The sequence below is a fragment of the Nostoc sp. FACHB-190 genome (assembly GCF_014696905.1).
Classification (GTDB): domain Bacteria; phylum Cyanobacteriota; class Cyanobacteriia; order Cyanobacteriales; family Nostocaceae; genus Nostoc_B.
In genome coordinates this window covers 36,362-53,375 of record NZ_JACJQW010000045.1, presented here as the reverse complement: position 1 = coordinate 53,375, position 17,014 = coordinate 36,362, and the positions used below count along the sequence as shown (strand labels likewise).

The following is a 17,014-nucleotide window of genomic DNA, read 5'->3' as shown; positions in this document are numbered from 1 at the left end:
ACATACAATGTAGTGTTTGCAGTTACCGATGGTCGGGGTGGAGTTGCCGAGCAAGCTTTTCAGGTACGGACGCAAGCACAAGCTGGAAACTATGCACCAACTATCATTTCAGAAGCAACAACTTCAGCTTATATCTCTAAAACTTACACTTATGATGTTGATGCGCTGGATGCAGATAATGATGTCTTAACTTACTCACTCGTGCAAGCTCCAGAAGGAATGACCATTGATGCCCGTACTGGCATAATTAGTTGGACTACTCCCGTAGTAGGTCAACAGGATGTGACAGTGCAGGTGCAAGATAGCCGAGGTGGGGTAGATGTTCAAAGTTTCACTTTAAATACTTCTGATGTTGTACCAGGAGTAATTAGTGGCAGAGTTTATGTAGATAATCGCCAATCTGGATCTATTATTTATTTCAACGATTTTGAAGATCCCAACCGTTCCTTAGATGAGTGGTCAAATGCACTCAGGGATGTAACACCATTAGATAGTCGGCATTTTCTCGGTCGTTATGGTGGTTCAGCCTATGATGAAAGTTTCCGACAAACTAGATTGACCCTAAACGATTTACCAGAACATGAAACAGTAACGCTATCTTTTAAGCTGTATGTCAACGACTCTTGGAATGGAAGTACTGGTTGGTATTCTCCTGATACTTGGAAATTAAATGTAGTAGATGGGCCAACATTGCTGTATACCACTTTCGGTAGTGGTTATCCTTATGGTTTACCTCAAGCATATCCTAATAATTTCGATGAAAGTAACCCATATTTTAACCTAAATCCATCCGGGACAGGTGCATCTGAAACCAATACTCTTGGGTACTATTTAACAGATATTTGGGGTGACGCAGTTTACAATTTAACATTTACTTTTGAACATAATGGTAATAACTTAGCTTTTGACTTTATTGGTGGTACTGATGAAGATATCAATAATGAAAGCTGGAGTTTAGACGATGTTGAAGTTACTGTAGGAAGTTCTCTTAAAGGACTAGCAAATTGGTCTGTTTATTTAGATAACAACAATAACGGTCAATACGACTTAGATGAGTTATCTACTTTAACTGATGATCAAGGCAATTATTCTTTTACAGTAAATCCTGGTGCTTACACTGTCGCTCAGGAAATACAAACAGGATGGACTCAGACCCGACCAGCTACTACTAACTATCAAATTACAGTTAATCAAAACCAAACTGTTTCAAACTTTGATTTTAGTAATAGAAGTGGTGTAAGTGAAAATGTAGCCCCAACCTTCATTAATACACCTCCAACTCAGGTAATGATAGGGCAAAAATTTAACTATCGATCTGTTGCTACAGATTTAAATGGTGATGTTTTATCCTACGAACTTGTAGTAAAACCGGAAGGAATGTTAATTGATACAAAAACTGGCTTGGTAAGTTGGAAGCCTACAACTGAACAATTAGGAGTGCAAAATGTTGTTGTACGTGTATCTGATGGTTTTGGTGGTGTAGACTTACAATCTTTTCAAGTTCAAGTATTACCTTTTAACCAAGCACCTGTATTTACTAATGTTAGTAATAACCTTATCAATAATTATGAAGATTTAATAGCTGAAATTGATTCACCTATTAATTATCAATTTTCTGCTATAGATCCTGACGGCGATGCAATTATATATAGTTTAAAACAAGCTCCCAGTGGTGTTTCACTTGACTCCAGCAATGGAATACTAACCTGGACTCCTGATAGTTCTCAAATTCGTCTCAACAGTTTATTGATTACTGCTACTGATAGCAAAGGTGCAGAGACAACCATTAACTTTGACATCAGAGTCGTCGCTAGTTTGCCAAACTCAGCTCCTATTATTTCTTCTACACCTCGTACCACGATCAGTATAGGTCAATCTTATTTATATGGTGTTCAAGCAAGTGACTCCAATAAAGACCTGCTAACTTACAGTCTAGAAACCGCCCCAGCCGGAATGACCATCGACAGCAGTGGCAGAATTTTCTGGCAACCTCAAGCTTCTCAACTTGGTTCTCAACACGTCACGCTGAACGTCAGCGATGGTCGCGGTGGAATTGCTACTCAATCTTTTGATATTAATGTAGTCAGTGCTGCTTCTTACGTTAATAATGCACCCACCATTACTTCTGCTCCTAACCTAATTACCAACCTAGATCGGGCTTATGAGTACAACCTTGCAGGCAGCGACCCAGATGGCGATTTGTTGTTCTGGAGTTTGGATAATGCACCAGTCGGAATGGTCATTGATTCTCAAACTGGCGCATTACGCTGGAATCCAACTAGCACTCAAATTGGCGAACATACTGTAGCAGTAAGGCTCACCGATGCCTATGGCTTGTACGTTGGTCAAGAATTTACTTTAATTGTGACCGGAGTTAACGCGCCACCGCAGATTGTCTCTGCGCCAGTTACAAGAGCAGCGTTAAATCAGACTTATACGTATACAGTGATTGCCAACGACCCTGAGAATGATGCACTCACTTTCAGCTTAGGTCGCGCTCCCGCCGGGATGACCATCGACAGCAACGGCACTGTTCGGTGGACTCCGCAAGCTAGTCAGGTTGGTCAGCAGGAAGTCGAAGTGTTGGTGACTGATGAGCAAGGTGCTGTTACCAGTCAGATTTACACGATTGAAGTGGGTACGAATGCAATCAACCACGCTCCTAGCATTACTTCCACTCCCGTGTACGTGGCTAACGTTGGCAGTGCTTACCAATACCAAGTACAAGCAACTGACCCAGATGCAGGCGATCGCTTGACTTATCAGTTGCTGTCCGTCCCTGCTGGTGTCACGGGTATTACTATTGACGCTGCAACTGGGTTGTTGACTTGGCAGAATCCTGTGGCTGGTAACTACCGAATCGTCGTTGGTGCAGTTGATGATGGTGGATTGGGTGCGGCGCAAGGGTTCACGCTGACAGCACGAGCGAACAATGCTCCGGTGATTCGCTCAACTCCTGTGTTAACGGCGACTCCGGGTAGTGCGTATGGCTATGACATTATAGCGAGTGATGTTGACGGCGATCGCTTGACCTATACTCTTGACCAAGCATCACTGAACAAGGGAATTACGCTTGATACACTGGGCAGATTGCGCTGGAACCCGACTACTAGTAATGTTGGCACACACCGCATTGTGTTGACTGTCAGTGATGGCATTACGTCTACGCCGCAGCAGTATGACCTTGTGGTGGCGGCTGATACTGAAGCACCGAAAGTTCGGCTGATAGCAAATTATGACACAGTTGATTTAGGCGGAACAGTTACATTCCAAGCAAGAGCTACTGACAATATCAAAGTCGCAGGTTTGCAACTGCTGGTCAACGGGAATGCGGTGGTGCTTGATGCTAACGGGATGGGCAGATACACTCCAACAACAGCCGGAACCATTTTTGCCAAGGCGATCGCTACTGATACTGCTGGTAATATTGGGCAAGCAACGTTCGATGTGGCGGTTATTGATACTAGTGATGTTGACGCTCCTGAAGTAAGTCTGAATCTTGGTGTGATCGCTGGTAGTTTGGTGACTGCGCCGATTGATATTAGGGGTAGTATTTCTGATGACGGGCAGTTAGATTACTACAAGCTGCTGGTTGCGCCTGTTGCTGGTGGTGCGTTCCGAGAAATTGCGTTTGTTGATAATCCCACTGCGATCGCTAACGGTGTTCTTGGAAAATTTGACCCGTCCTTGTTACAAAATGACAGCTATATTCTCAGGCTGGAAGTTGCAGACAACGGCGGTCATGTCAGCTACGCAGAGGAGGTTGTTGATGTCGCTGGGGAACTGAAGCTTGGTAACTTTAGGCTGTCGTTTACTGACTTGACGGTTCCTGTAACCGGGATTCCGATCACGTTGACACGCACTTACGATACATTGACATCTGGTATCACAGACGACTTTGGGTATGGGTGGCGGATGGAGTTCCGCGACACGGATTTACGTACCAGCTTGCGTCCGCCGAGTGAGGAGGAGCAACTACTGGGCTACCAGTCGGCGTTTAAGGATGGAACACGGGTTTATATTACTTTACCTGGAGGAAAACGAGAAGCCTTTACCTTTAGACCAACAGTAGACCCGATATTCGGTTTGGCAAGTGCGATCGGTGGTGTTAATAGTACAGTTTACAAACCTGCGTTTGTTGGTGACAAAGGCGTTACCAGCACCCTCACTGTGAAGAGTGCGCGGATTCTGCGGAAGGATGGGACTGATGAGTATGTTGGTTTGAACGGTGGTCTAAATTACAATCCGGCTGATGTTAATTTCGGTAACGTGTACGTGCTTACTACGAAAGAAGGCATAGTTTACGAAATTGACGCGCAGACTGGTGATTTGTTGACTGTCACTGATACTAATGGTAATAAGCTGACGTATACGGATGACGGTATCTACAGTTCCAGTGGTAAGCAGGTTACTTTCGAGAGGGATGCTCAGGGGCGGATTGCTGCGGTTAAAGACCCGATGGGTGAGTTAATTCGGTACACCTACGATGCGAAGGGTGATTTGGTAAGTGTCAAGGATCAAGAACAATTTGAGACTCGGTTTATCTATGACGGTCAGCGATCGCATTATCTCAAGGAAATCATCGATCCCTTAAACCGTACTGGTGCAAAAGTTGAGTATGGTGATGATGGCAGGTTAAAGAAAACACTCAATGCCACAGGTAATTCTGTAGAGATTGACTACGACCCAGCCAACTCGCTGCAAACAGTTAAAGATGTGTTAGGGAACCCCACCACATACGAGTATGACACCAGAGGTAATGTTGTACGGGTTGTTGATGCACTCGGTAATCAAACCCGCATGGTATATGACGACAATAACAATCTGTTGCAAGTAACAGATGCTAATAATCTCGTAACTAAGTACGAATACGATGACAAAGGCAACCTGAAGTCACGCACAGAACAGTATTGCGGTTGTGCCACTGTTACACCTGGAACTTCGTACTACACTTACGACAAGTTCGGCAACATGACATCGTTAGTGACACCGACTGGTGCTTCCATGACGATGAAGTATGACAGCTATGGTCAAATGCTGTCAATGAAGGATGGTAAAGGAAATCTCATTCAGTCGTTCAGTTATTATGCAAATGGGTTGGTAAGAAGTGAAACAGATTCTACTGGTACGACAGTTTACGAATACGATGACTTTGGTAATGTAATTCAAACTACTGACCCAGATGGCAGCATCACAACAATGGAGTATTACGCTGACGGTATGCTGAAGCGGATGGTGGAAGATAACGGTACTCCTAATGACACCAGCGATGACGAAATTTCTACTTTTGAATACGATAAACTGGGACGCGAGAAATTTGCTGACTACGGCAATGGTATTTGGGTGAAATACGATTATGAAGGTGCTGGTGGTGACTGGACGAAACTGGAAGCTCCTACCATTGGTAAAATTGAACGCAAATTAACTGCTGATGGTAAATTAGCGGGGTGGGTGACGGCTGATGGTGGTACGCCAACATTCAAGTACGATCTAGCTGGGCGTTTGTGGAGGGAAACGGATGCTAGTGGTAATGATGTCACTGAGTACAGCTACGATGCTGCTGGAAGAGTAACCAGCGTCAAGGATTTACAGACAGGTGCAACCACAAGCAAAAAATACGATGCAGGTGGTCGGGTGATTGAAGAAGTGGATACCCTGAAAGTATTTACTCGGTACAATTACAACACTCGCACAGGTCGCCTAGATTCCACCGAAAGCGGTAAATATTTAACTAATGCTTTGGGTAATCTCATCCTTGATGCCAATAATAACCCAATAGTTGACACAACTGTGGAAATACGCACTTATCGCTACGAATATAATGGTTTGCAGACAACGGTAATTGACCCATTGGAACGTAGAACAACAACTGTCTCTGATGATTATTACTTGCCGAAAGAAACAATTTATCAGTTGCGCGACGGAAGCAAATTCAGTGAGAAAACAGAATATCTCTACGCAAGCAATCTGCAAGAAGCCAAAGATTATCCTACTAGAGTAGTAGATATTGGCAGTAATGATCGAGTATTTGAATATGATGAATTAGGCAGATTGAAATCTGCTACTGATTTGGGCGATAGTAAGTACCTCTACACTTATGGCGATGATGGGTTAGAGTTGATTACTTCCCCTACGGGTGAAACGCTGCGGTACGGTTATGATGCACTGGGCAATTTGGCAAAAGTTACCTATGGCGATGGTAAGTTTGAGCAGATGACTTACAATGCCGTCGATAATCGTCTAGAAACCGTAACACTGCCAAGTGGAGAAACTATAACCTACGATTACGATGACGCAGGACGGGTAAGATCGCAAACTTCGTCTACTAGCGGCAGTGTTAGCTTCACTTACACTGCTGAAGGTGCAGTCAAGACAATGACTGATAACACTGGTACAACTACTTACCGCTATGATACCAGCAACCGTCTTGAAGGTATGGATTACGCGAACGGCAGCAGCATCAGCTACACATACGATATTGTGGGACGGATTAAGACTTTAACAGAGAAAGGTTCTGCTACGACAACCGCATATACCACCGAATATGATTATGATGCGTTTGGTAATTTAAGTTGGGTGAAAGACCCTGCTGGTGGGATTACTACTATGAAGTATGATGTAGTAAACCGTTTGCAAGAACGGACGCTACCCAATGGTGTAAAAACAACTTATGAATATGATGACCTTGATAGAATAAAATCTATTGCTCACACAAACGCACAAGGTCAGGTATTGGCATCTGTAACTTATGAACGTGAAGGTATTGGCGAACCCAGCAAGATAACCCGTGAAGATAATTCCTACGTGCTATTGGAGTATGATTCAGCACTGCGGGTTGAAAAAGAATCGTACTATAATGCTGCTGGGCAATTGCTTAATGAAACCAGCTATAGCTACGATGCGTCTGGTAAGCGACAAGTACAATCGACAAGTACAGGCGATCGCACATTTAATTACACAGCAGGCTATCAGTTAGATACTGTCACTGAAGCAGGTGAAACCGAAAACTACGATTATGATACTGATGGTCGGTTAACGCTGATTGAGCGTGATGGCAAGACACTTGATTTAAACCACGATGCTTATGACCGTTTAACTAGTGTTGAAAATGAGACAACTGGCCAAACAACGCAATATGTATACGATGGTGCTGGTAACAGAGTTAAGGCAATCGAAGAAACACAAGAACGCAGATTCTTGGTTGCCCCTGCGATGAGTAGTGGCTTACAGTCAACCGACCTTATCACTGATGGTAGCGGTAATCTCATCAGCAACTACATTTATGGTGGCGGTAGCAGTCCCTTCATGCGGTTAGATGCTAACGGTAATGCTGTATACTACCTCACTGATGCAATGGGTAGTGTAATTGGATTAGCTGACGGTAGTGGTGCAAGTTCAGGTAAGTTCCTGTATGATGCTTTCGGCAATATCTTGTCCCAGATAGGTGGTGCAGATAGTGATGCGGGTGGTGATTTCAGGTTCCAAGGGCAGTGGTTAGAATCTGAGAGTGGGTTTTATCACTTCAGGGCAAGGGATTACGATCCTGCAACAGGCTTATTCTTGAGCCGTGACCCAGTGGATATTATTGAGACTGCACCGGAGAGTTTTAATCCCTATCAGTTTGTATATAACAACCCGTATGTGTACAGTGATCCAACAGGAATGTTTTCATTGGTTGAACTAAATGTATCAGAAAAAATACAGAAAACTCTTGATTCTATTAGGAATAATGCTACCCGTGAAACACTAGAATGGGTTAAAGATAAAGTTAGCGAGATCATCGTTAATCAGATATATACTTTTTTACAACAAGTTATACCTGGTAGTGATAGATTACAAAAAGCTCTAAATGCTGGAGACAAACTAGAATCTTTTTTAATTAAAGGTATCTGTAATCTTGTTTCAGGACAACCTGATTGGTTGAGCAATCTCTGGAATGAAGTTCCTATTAGTCCTCGCGGAATTCCTTTAGGTAATGGATTCAATTGTAATGCAAGACCTGGTACTGACGAACGTAAAGAAATTCTTACGACAGATCGAGGGCCAACCTTAAGTGACCCACGTAATAGAAGAGGTTACTCTGTCAAGCCTGATCTATTATTTAAAAATAGCCCTCCTCTTGAAAGACAGCCCAAAGCATTACTTATTGGAGATGTAAAAATAAATTTAAATCGTCTGCATGAAGATTATATATCTCCGGGAAATCGAAGAAATCAGTGGGAAACTATCACTAGATATGCAAAGAGTAGCAGAAGAATGTATGTTCCAGCAACTCTATATATCGTTGGAAGGAATGGGACACAGAGGGAAAAATCTGATCTAGACAGATTAGCTATTACCAGAGGAGTGATTCTTTTTTTACTCCCTATACTTCCAAGAGTATAGTAAACTATTTTGTTTTTTATTTGTAAAGTAGAGTCACATCTATTAAAAACTTTCTCGAACTATGGCACTAATCGAACTCCGGTTATTTCCTTCTGAACCAGAACCTCATGATACTCAACTGCATAAAATAATTAAAGAAGGTAATTACCAACAAATTCAAATTATCATTAGAGACGGTGTTAATCTTGAAAAAGAAGGAGAAAATTTCTTAACTCCTCTCGGATTAGCAGCAAGTTTAGGGCAAATTTCAGTTGTGCGTTTACTAATTGATTCAGGTAGTTGTGTAAATAATGGATATTATTTACCTCTAATTCTGGCTGCTGAAATTGGTAATATTGATATTGTTCGTATACTTGTCGAAGCTGGAGCAGATGTGAATGCTCAACAGGGTAATCCACCAAGCATATCCTCTCTTGCTATGGCTGCCGCCTATAATCGTAACAAAATTGTTAAATATTTAATACAAATTGGAGCAGAAGTAAATATTTGTAACTGTGATGGATGGACTCCTTTAATGTATGCAGTTGCTAAAGGTTATATGGACACCACTCTAATTCTTTTAGAAGCTAAAGCTGATGTTAACAGAATAGATAGTGAGCAATACTCAGTTTTAGATATTGCAAAACAAAACCGTCGATTTAAAATTGCTCGTTTGCTTGAAGAAATGGGCGCAAAACATGGACAAGATTTGCTGTATGGCCGTACTTATCCCTTTTCCTAATGCTACCAGAATTTTAATTTCTCATAAGTTAGGTGGAGGAAATTAAAACCTGAAACTTAAAATTAATATTATTTACCATCAAAAAACATAGTGGAAAAACTTTATCTCTGTTGTGTCATTTCAGGAGAACCAAATCGCTGAAAGCCTTTCAGAGCTTCAACTTTCGGATTTTGACTATTAATTTTAGTTTCTGTTAAAAAATAAAGGCTGAAAGCTTTATTAAATTAAAGGTTTAAAATCTTGCTTCAATTATTTTTTTCCAAGAGTGACATAACAGGGTTATTCCGCTTTTATTACCTTCAACAGAGAATAATTTGAAACTCTTATTTTTCCGTTTTTCATCAACAAGTAAATTTAAATGCTAATACTCCCACTTCACCAGCACCCCATCCGCCGCCACAAGTCCCCACTGCGGACACTTCGCCACCAGTTTCTTGATCACGATCCTCAACGCAGGGTCATCCGCCCAGCACTCCATTAGAAAATCATCCCCTGGATTTTCGCGCCATTGTTCCGCCATCTTCAGCCGCTCCATCCGCCAGAGTCACACCTTAGACCGTGCTGCGATCACCGCCTTACTTGTAGTGTCACTCCCCAACCGGAAACCGCCGCATCATCTCCGCCAACGCCACTGCCTCACCCTCCGGCGTATACACGGCTTCACCAGACATTGCAATCACAATCCTTTTTTTCCTAGCCCACTCAAACCATTCTTTCACAGCAGATTGAACCTGTGCAGACTCCGGCTTCCTCCCCTCCTTACAAGCAGCCACAAACACAGCTTCTGGGGACTTAATGCCTTTCCAAGTCCGTATCGCTTCTTTGAGATAGGCAATCGCATCTTCTATTATCAAATTGCTACTGTTATTTAAGCTGGTAAAACTGAAAATTACGATTACAATAAAACGATGTTATTTGATGATATGTTCAGCCGCACTGTTAATTTTTTAACAAAACATTATGACTGAACTTAATTTTGCGGGCAAAGAACTTATCTATGCTATACAGCAAGATGACACAAAACAAGCAATTGATATTGTGCATCAAGTTTCTTTTCCTCAAGGAAGCTATTATTTAAATCTTGCACTTACAAGAGCTACTAGTAAAGGAAACTATTTAGCTTCTGTTGCTTTGGTAGAGGCTGGTTCGGATATTAACGGTGTTAATGATAGTATTCCTCTTATTAATGCTGTTTTATCAAAACAGTACGAGCTAATCAAATTTTTACTTAAAAATGGTGCAGATACAGAACGTAAAGATGAAAATTCTTATACAGCTTTAATGTATGCAGTTTCCCACCAAGATTTAGAAGCAATAATTTTATTGATAGAGGCTGGTGCGAGTTGTGAAACTGAAACTTTCGATGGTTTGACAGCTAAAAGTATAGCTGAAATGCAAAACAATCCAAAGATTTTAGAGTATTTTAGGAAACATTAAAACAGTATCTGTTTTGGCTAGAGATAATTTAAATATTAGACCTACCGTAGTAAGAACTGAGAAAGCAATTTTATGAAGCGATATTTTAAACATGAAGGTGAATCATACCTTGGACTTGGAATGGTTTATTTAGAATTTAATGATGATCTGGCATCTAGGCAAGTTGAAATTTATGGTGATAAATGGTTTATATCTAACGCAACTTATCATCCAGAAACTGGAGGATTAGCTTTATGCGATCAACCTTTGTCAGAGCTTGATTTGGGAGAAGAACATGAAATTTCAAACAATGAGTTTGAGAACATTTGGAATCAAGCTCTTAAAAATTTGCACTAATCTTTGAATTCATTTTTTCTCAAGAAGAGGCGACTATACCACGCGACTACTTCAAAATTTTGGGAAAGCACAACCCTACTCCCCCACCGGATACCGCCGCATCATCTCCCGCAAAGCCACCGCCTCACCATCCGGCGTGTACACAACTTCACCCGACATTGCAATCACAATCCTTTGCCGCCTCGCCCACTCAAACCAAGCCGTTACCTCAGACTTAGCTTGTGCAGACTCCGGCTTCCTACCTTCCTTGCAAGCAGCGACGAAGACAGCCTCCGGCGACTTGATCCCTTTCCAAGTCCGTAACGCCTCCTTCAAATAAGCGATCGCCCCTGGTACATTTTGCCAACACCGCCTGACTGTGCGTTGAATTTCCGCATTGAGCCGGAACTGTGGAGTGCAAGGTATTTTTCGTAACTGTTGTAGCACTTCCTGAACTTCCTGGTTGCTAGGCTGTATTGATTTTTCTACACGTTCAAAAGCGTAATCATCATCACCAAAGTCTTCGTCACAAAAATTTGACACAACCGGGGCGGCGGAAGAACGATCCTCATGAGTGTCTATGTCGTTAGTCGAGTTATCTTGTTCTATCTCTTCAACGAAGTGAGTAATTTCGGGTAACTCTGATTCTGGGATTTGATAAACCCCTTCCTGGTAATAGTCCAAAATCTCGGTTTCCAGTTCCTCACTTTTTTCAAGCTCAACAGCAGAGTGTTGTTGTGAAGCGAACTCTTTGGAGGGAAACTCTTTGATATGATTTGTTGGTAATGAACATATTGAAGTGTTCAAAGCACTCAACTCGATTTGCTGTTTTTGACAAATGCTATCCCATAAGGCTTGTACGTTCTCGACGTTAACTGTGAACCAGTTGGCCTGATACCAAGTTTTTTCGCTGTGTCGGCAGACATCAATCAACTGAAATTTATCTCTCAAATTGGCGATCGCACGTCTGATAGCGGATATTTTCAGGAAAGGTAGTGTTTCGCCCCAATCCTTGAGTGTTTTCCAAAACCAACGTCTGCCATCACGCTTGATGTGCTTGGAGATTTGACAATAATAATGAATCTGCTGGAGTATTACTGCTTCTTCTAAACCAATCTCGGCTGCCAGTAATGGCGGAACCAACAGAGGGGATTCTGGGGTGATTAATTTGCTAGTCATATTTTTACCCAACATCTAAAACGGCATATTTTTTTGGTCTTCTTCTGGGGCTTGTGACCAAAATTCCCTAAGTTTTTGGCGTTTTGCTGCCTGGAATTGCTGTTTCTCTTCGAGCGACACTTCACCTATCAACTGCGCTACTTCATCGTGTTGCTTCTGCTTCATTTGTTCAGTTGTGGCAGCAGGTAAAGCCAGGGTTTCATTTTTGGTAGATGGTCGGAAGTTGCGGCGACGGAATAGAAACCGGAAATGACGTTTATCTTGTGGTGGAAGCGATCGCCAAACGTCCTCATCCCAACCAGGGGGTATAAAGTCAGATGATGGGGGCAACAGCGTTTGAATTTGGGCTTGCAACTGGGCGAAATTTTGTTGTAGCTCCTGAATTTGTTGCTGTAGCTGAGGAATTAGCTTGACTGATTCTTTGGCAATCAACTCACATTGCAAAAAGTATTTACGGATTTGTCTACCTTGTTCACTCTTTGACAGCATCCCCATTTCTTTGAAGCATTCAGTTGTCAAATAAATTTTTTCGGTTGGTCTACCTGCTTTTGAATTTTCCTCCGAAGTGAGGAAAACTTTATATGGCAAAGCTTCTGGCGATTCGTCTTCGGGTTGTACGAAATAATCGAAGTTTCGTTCAAAGTAACTAGTCAACATTCTCTTGGCATTATCCTTTCGGCTATATCCCAACACTGACCAAGCCCAGTCAAAATCTATAATCTGGTTGCTGTTATGCAACTGTTGAGCAATTTCGAGCGAAAATTCTGGTGTCATAAAATTATTTGTGGTAAAGGTTAATATTTGGCGCATGAAAATATCGCCAGCACTTGAGCCGTCGTACTGCATTCAGTTCTTTTGGAAGTCCCTAAGCGCGATTTCTATTTACTGGTTTGTTTCTTGCCAGAACCGCAACTCATCCTTGAAGTAACGGTCAGTCTTTTTTGGGCGGTCTTTCCAATGCTCCCAAGCTACCCAAACTTCATCACCCATGTCTTCGATGACTTCACCTTTGGCATTGTATAGAGCGCAGTAAATATCAGAATGGGCAACAATCGAACCCAGCCCCATCACTTCGTCAGCAGAGGAACCAGAATCAGCAGGGTTTTTTTCAGGAACCATTGGTTCCGTAATTTGCGAGGATGCGGCTTTCTCAAGGGCAGTGATTAACTCCGCTTCTTGTGGGGTCAACTCCGCCCAGTAGTCGTTTTTGATAACCTCGTACTCTTGGGCGACTTCTAAATAGTCCCACCAGCTACATCCAGGCTTCGATAACACAGCCCGAATGTCAATAACAGCCTGTGGAAGTAGTTGCAATTGCTCTGCTCGATATGCGATCGCAATTGGTGTTGGTTCACTACCGAGAATGATTGCAGCCGCTTCCAAGGCTTGGGTGCTATTCATAGCTGTGGCCAGATTACTTAGCGCAATCCCCATCAGCCTGAGACATTCTTGAGCATTTTCCTTTGGTGGTTCCTGGGCAAGCGATCGCAGATCAATGGTTTTATCCAGTGCTTGTTTAACCTGCTTGTTTAACGCCTTGGTTGCCTGTTTGGTGAGAGTATTGCCCCATTCCTGAGCCGGACGTTCTTCTACAACACGTTCCAATTCCTGAATACGCTTTTGTAACCGTTGGTTCTCAAGCTCCAACTGCCTCAAGCCTTCCAACTCAAAAATCCGTTGCTGTAACTGGATATTTTCTTGCTTTTGTTGCTGAAACAGGTTTTGTAAAGCTTCGATCTGTTCCTGTACCTGCTGCTCGGCTTTGGCATTGGCTTCTGAGAATAAACCAACCCTCAATTCTTCCTCCAGACGTTCCAATTCCTGCTGGTGCTGTTGTTTGAGTTGTGCGATCGCTTCGGCGTATTCTTTGGGGTAAGTTCGCTCAGGGGTACATGGCTTGATTGCGTCATCAGTCAAAGAGGTCAAATCCGCATTGTTCACCAGTTCTCTCTCTCCATCAGCAAACGTGACAATCTGCTGCCAGTTGTTCGGTGCGTCTGCTTGGATGGTTCCTTCTTCACCATAACGGGGATGAGTTGGTGAGGTGACTTTGACTGTGTTGGTTTTAGGAACCAGTGGTTCCTGATTTTGGTGAAATACTGGTTCTTCAATTTTAGGAACCACTGGTTCCTGAGTTTTTTGGCGTGGCAGACGAGGAACCACCCTATTAGCAGCTGTGGCAAAGTCTGATTCACTAGGTGAAGGATTATCTTGTAGTGCGAGCGCAACAGCCTGTTTTAGTTTCTCTGGTTCCTTGACCAAACGCACTAACGAACGGGCTTGACGCTCATTCTTAATGTGTTCGCCCAATTCATCAGCTGTGTCTTTTACTTTTTTCGCCCCTAGCAGTTGGTTGATGCGTCGATAGCCACCCCAAGCGGATAACTCAGCTTGGCAGTATTCCTCAAAACTTTTATAACCAGCCTCACGGTAAAGCTGTTGATCACGCATTTCGAGGATCTCATCAACAGCTTGCCATTCAAATCTGTCAATGGCAGTGAAGGTTTCTTTGATGCTGGCATTGAGGACACTGTAAGAAAGCGTTGATGTTTTTTCTAGTGTCAGCATAAGTATTGCCCACTATGGTAAACGCACAAAAACAGACAAAGGGTGCAATTTCACCAAAGTGAGTATTTAGCTGAACTTTGGACTACACCAAAAATGTGTCAGCATGATAGTTAGCTCACTTTGTGGCGAACAGATTGAGTCGGCGATCGCATTGCTTGGACGGCTGGCGATCGTCTTTTGATTGCCCAGTTGTTAACAGTCTATAGTGATATTATCACTATTTTTTCAATATTAACGTGAGACTACAAAAACAAAGCCCGCTCATGGATTAGCGGGCTTGTCCGGTTTCAGGAGATCGATTAATTGTGAATGTTTCTGCCTGAGAGAATCATTTTCTTCTCTCAGGCGGGCAATTCCCCCACGAGTAAAGATTCTTGTTGGTAGGATTTACGTTCTAATGCTTCGATTCGCTTTTTCAGGTCGATAATATCTACCTTTTCCGACTCGTCAAGATAATCATCAATCCATGAAATCAAGACTTCGGTAATTGTTTTGCCTTCATTACGAACTTTCTCAGCAAATTTCGTCTTCCGGTCTTGGTCAACCTGAATTTGAATGAAAACTCGCTCCGAAGATCCTTTCGAGCCTTTGGTCATGCTTGTTGAACTCCTAAATCATAGATATTAGCTTATCAATGACTTGCTGTAATGACAATTTCATGAAATTTGTATTGACAACGTAGTGATAATATCATAAAGTAGAAATAGGCAAAAACAGCAAATTGCTGGCTCATAAACAGCAACAAGTTTGCAGGTATTAACACTCTGAACCTTGACAACTGAATCCGATCAAGACACCCACCACGAACAACAGTAATTAATAGTTAGCTGATGCAACCATCTGTGTTTGTCTTGGTAATGCTCAAATGCCATTGGGTTTGAGTTTTAAAACGGCTACGCCAAATTTTGATGAGTGCGTTGTGGTCAACCACAACGTTAGTTCTTAAAAACCAAAAGCGACCGCCCACCCTGAGAAAGTTTGCGATCGCTTTCATCCATAACGGAGATAAACAATTATGACCTACATTGCACATACACAGCAACCTGTTGACGCGCAAGACTTAGCCCAAGCAGAACTCGCGCAGTACATGAATCAGCAAGCGCAAGCTGTAGCACCAACCGCAGATCCGCTTACATCTCGTGACCGACGCATCATTGCCGAGATTATCGAAGTAGAAGCCGAATCAATTCGTACAATCTGGCTCGATGCCGGAGTCACTGTATGGGTGCAGCTAGTTGATGGTGGACGACTACCATTTGATCGGAATTGGTTCGCCAAAAGAGTTGCAGAAGTCAAAGCAACACTACCCGAAACCCCCAGAGAACGCAACGACCACCTAAGCGATGAATTAGAAGTCGCTTGTCACAGATACGGCTTAACTCACGGAGAGATTGATTGGCTTTCTTTCAGCACAACCCTATATCTCAACAACCGACGAGTAGGGTTTGTAGGCTACAACCGCGCCGAACAATGGTATAGCAGACAAAGGCCATTGGGAGGCAGTCGCACAACTGACAGTATTGATGCGGCGATCGCACTGTTGGGAATTAGACAACCTGTAGCAGCGTAGTACAGACAGTAGAAAAGCGGTCGCATCTTTAGAGAGCGATCGCTACCTCACCACAATAAATGACTGAACTACGCTACAAGGTACAGCAACTATGTCTTTTCTTCAAGATCCTGATTGGGGCGAGTGCTGCGAACCAATACTTCTGTCACCGACTCATCCAAACGCAGAGTTAATTGAAATTTCCGGTTACACACTAGTCTATTGCAATGGTGCTTGCCCCAAAATCTACCGTGTCTATAACGGTGATTCAATGCTTGGATTGGTTTTCCAACACATCAGTTATTGGACAAACGAAGTAGATGAGCAACAGTACACCCAGCCATTAAACGCAGCAATGGCACTCGATGATTTTCTTCTCGCTGCAAGTATGACCAACGCAACGCCCAATATTGCAGCTTAAATCAGTTTTTCAATCTCAACAAATAACCATTTACTTATTAGAAAAATGGAACCAACAATAACAATCCCAAAGCACTGGGGATACCCCACCTTTACCTTCGGTCAACGAACACAACAGGGCATTATCATTGGACTTCAATACCATTCCCCCGTCTGCCAATTAGCTCACAAGTATGGTTATGGCTGGCATTATGCACTGATGCAACATAAGCATTCTTCAAAAGTTGAGCATTATTCTGATGAACAACTCCAAGCACTTTCTGTTGAGGAAATCAAAAATCAATTACAGACAGAGATTGATTTGCATCAACTCCAAATCATGATGCTACAAGAGCAATTAACCGCTATCAAAAAAGGAGGAAATAATGGCTAAAGCTCGTAAGAATGCGTCTGATTTAACTGCTGCAAATTTACTGCATTCTCTCCGTTGTTGTGGCGGT

General features: G+C 42.7%; 14 protein-coding genes. 7 read left to right on the top strand and 7 right to left on the bottom strand.

Annotated elements, in window-relative coordinates:
* Positions 1-12 precede the first annotated feature (12 nt).
* Positions 13-8,385 carry a putative Ig domain-containing protein gene (locus H6G28_RS30800; protein ID WP_206758273.1) on the top strand — a complete coding sequence of 2,791 codons (8,373 nt, stop codon included), beginning with the start codon at positions 13-15 and terminating at the stop codon, positions 8,383-8,385.
* 61 nt (positions 8,386-8,446) lie between these two features.
* On the top strand, positions 8,447-9,106 hold the full coding sequence (locus tag H6G28_RS30795; RefSeq protein ID WP_190676671.1) for an ankyrin repeat domain-containing protein: 660 nt from the start codon (positions 8,447-8,449) through the stop codon (positions 9,104-9,106).
* A 361-nt stretch (positions 9,107-9,467) separates the two neighbouring features.
* Here H6G28_RS30795 and H6G28_RS30790 read toward each other — a convergent pair whose 3' ends face one another.
* Entirely contained in the window at positions 9,468-9,626 is a 159-nt protein-coding gene (locus H6G28_RS30790) for a hypothetical protein (RefSeq protein WP_199332978.1), read from the bottom strand.
* Between the two features lie 67 nt (positions 9,627-9,693).
* On the bottom strand, positions 9,694-9,960 hold the full coding sequence (locus H6G28_RS30785) for a hypothetical protein (protein WP_190676676.1): 267 nt from the start codon (positions 9,958-9,960) through the stop codon (positions 9,694-9,696).
* Positions 9,961-10,066: 106 nt separating this feature from the next.
* Between H6G28_RS30785 and H6G28_RS30780 the strand changes: the two genes are divergently transcribed.
* Positions 10,067-10,543: an ankyrin repeat domain-containing protein gene (locus tag H6G28_RS30780; protein ID WP_190676669.1), complete on the top strand. Its 477-nt coding sequence runs from the start codon at positions 10,067-10,069 to the stop codon at positions 10,541-10,543.
* 72 nt (positions 10,544-10,615) lie between these two features.
* Entirely contained in the window at positions 10,616-10,879 is a 264-nt protein-coding gene (locus H6G28_RS30775) for a hypothetical protein (RefSeq protein ID WP_190676667.1), read from the top strand.
* A 75-nt stretch (positions 10,880-10,954) separates the two neighbouring features.
* On the opposite strand, the gene H6G28_RS30770 is transcribed toward H6G28_RS30775, so the two are convergent.
* The 5 genes from H6G28_RS30770 to H6G28_RS30750 all read right to left on the bottom strand — a co-directional run bounded on the left by H6G28_RS30770 (position 10,955) and on the right by H6G28_RS30750 (position 15,638).
* Positions 10,955-12,037, bottom strand: coding sequence for a hypothetical protein (locus H6G28_RS30770; RefSeq protein WP_190676665.1), 1,083 nt, complete (start codon positions 12,035-12,037; stop codon positions 10,955-10,957).
* A 15-nt stretch (positions 12,038-12,052) separates the two neighbouring features.
* Entirely contained in the window at positions 12,053-12,883 is an 831-nt protein-coding gene (locus H6G28_RS37110) for a hypothetical protein (RefSeq protein ID WP_242054687.1), read from the bottom strand.
* 36 nt (positions 12,884-12,919) lie between these two features.
* Entirely contained in the window at positions 12,920-14,605 is a 1,686-nt protein-coding gene (locus tag H6G28_RS30760; protein ID WP_190676663.1) for a hypothetical protein, read from the bottom strand.
* 341 nt (positions 14,606-14,946) lie between these two features.
* Positions 14,947-15,201 carry a hypothetical protein gene (locus H6G28_RS30755; protein ID WP_190676661.1) on the bottom strand — a complete coding sequence of 85 codons (255 nt, stop codon included), beginning with the start codon at positions 15,199-15,201 and terminating at the stop codon, positions 14,947-14,949.
* 227 nt (positions 15,202-15,428) lie between these two features.
* Positions 15,429-15,638: a hypothetical protein gene (locus H6G28_RS30750; RefSeq protein WP_190676659.1), complete on the bottom strand. Its 210-nt coding sequence runs from the start codon at positions 15,636-15,638 to the stop codon at positions 15,429-15,431.
* Here H6G28_RS30750 and H6G28_RS30745 point away from each other — a divergent pair.
* From H6G28_RS30745 to H6G28_RS30735, 3 genes are all read left to right on the top strand, one after another.
* Entirely contained in the window at positions 15,621-16,175 is a 555-nt protein-coding gene (locus tag H6G28_RS30745; protein WP_190676657.1) for a hypothetical protein, read from the top strand. The two genes, H6G28_RS30750 and H6G28_RS30745, sit on opposite strands and share 18 nt — an antisense overlap.
* A gap of 91 nt (positions 16,176-16,266) precedes the next feature.
* The gene (locus H6G28_RS30740) at positions 16,267-16,575 is read left to right on the top strand and encodes a hypothetical protein (protein WP_190676655.1); all 309 of its coding nucleotides are present in this window, start codon (positions 16,267-16,269) and stop codon (positions 16,573-16,575) included.
* A 45-nt stretch (positions 16,576-16,620) separates the two neighbouring features.
* Positions 16,621-16,947 carry a hypothetical protein gene (locus H6G28_RS30735; protein ID WP_190676651.1) on the top strand — a complete coding sequence of 109 codons (327 nt, stop codon included), beginning with the start codon at positions 16,621-16,623 and terminating at the stop codon, positions 16,945-16,947.
* Positions 16,948-17,014 lie beyond the last annotated feature (67 nt).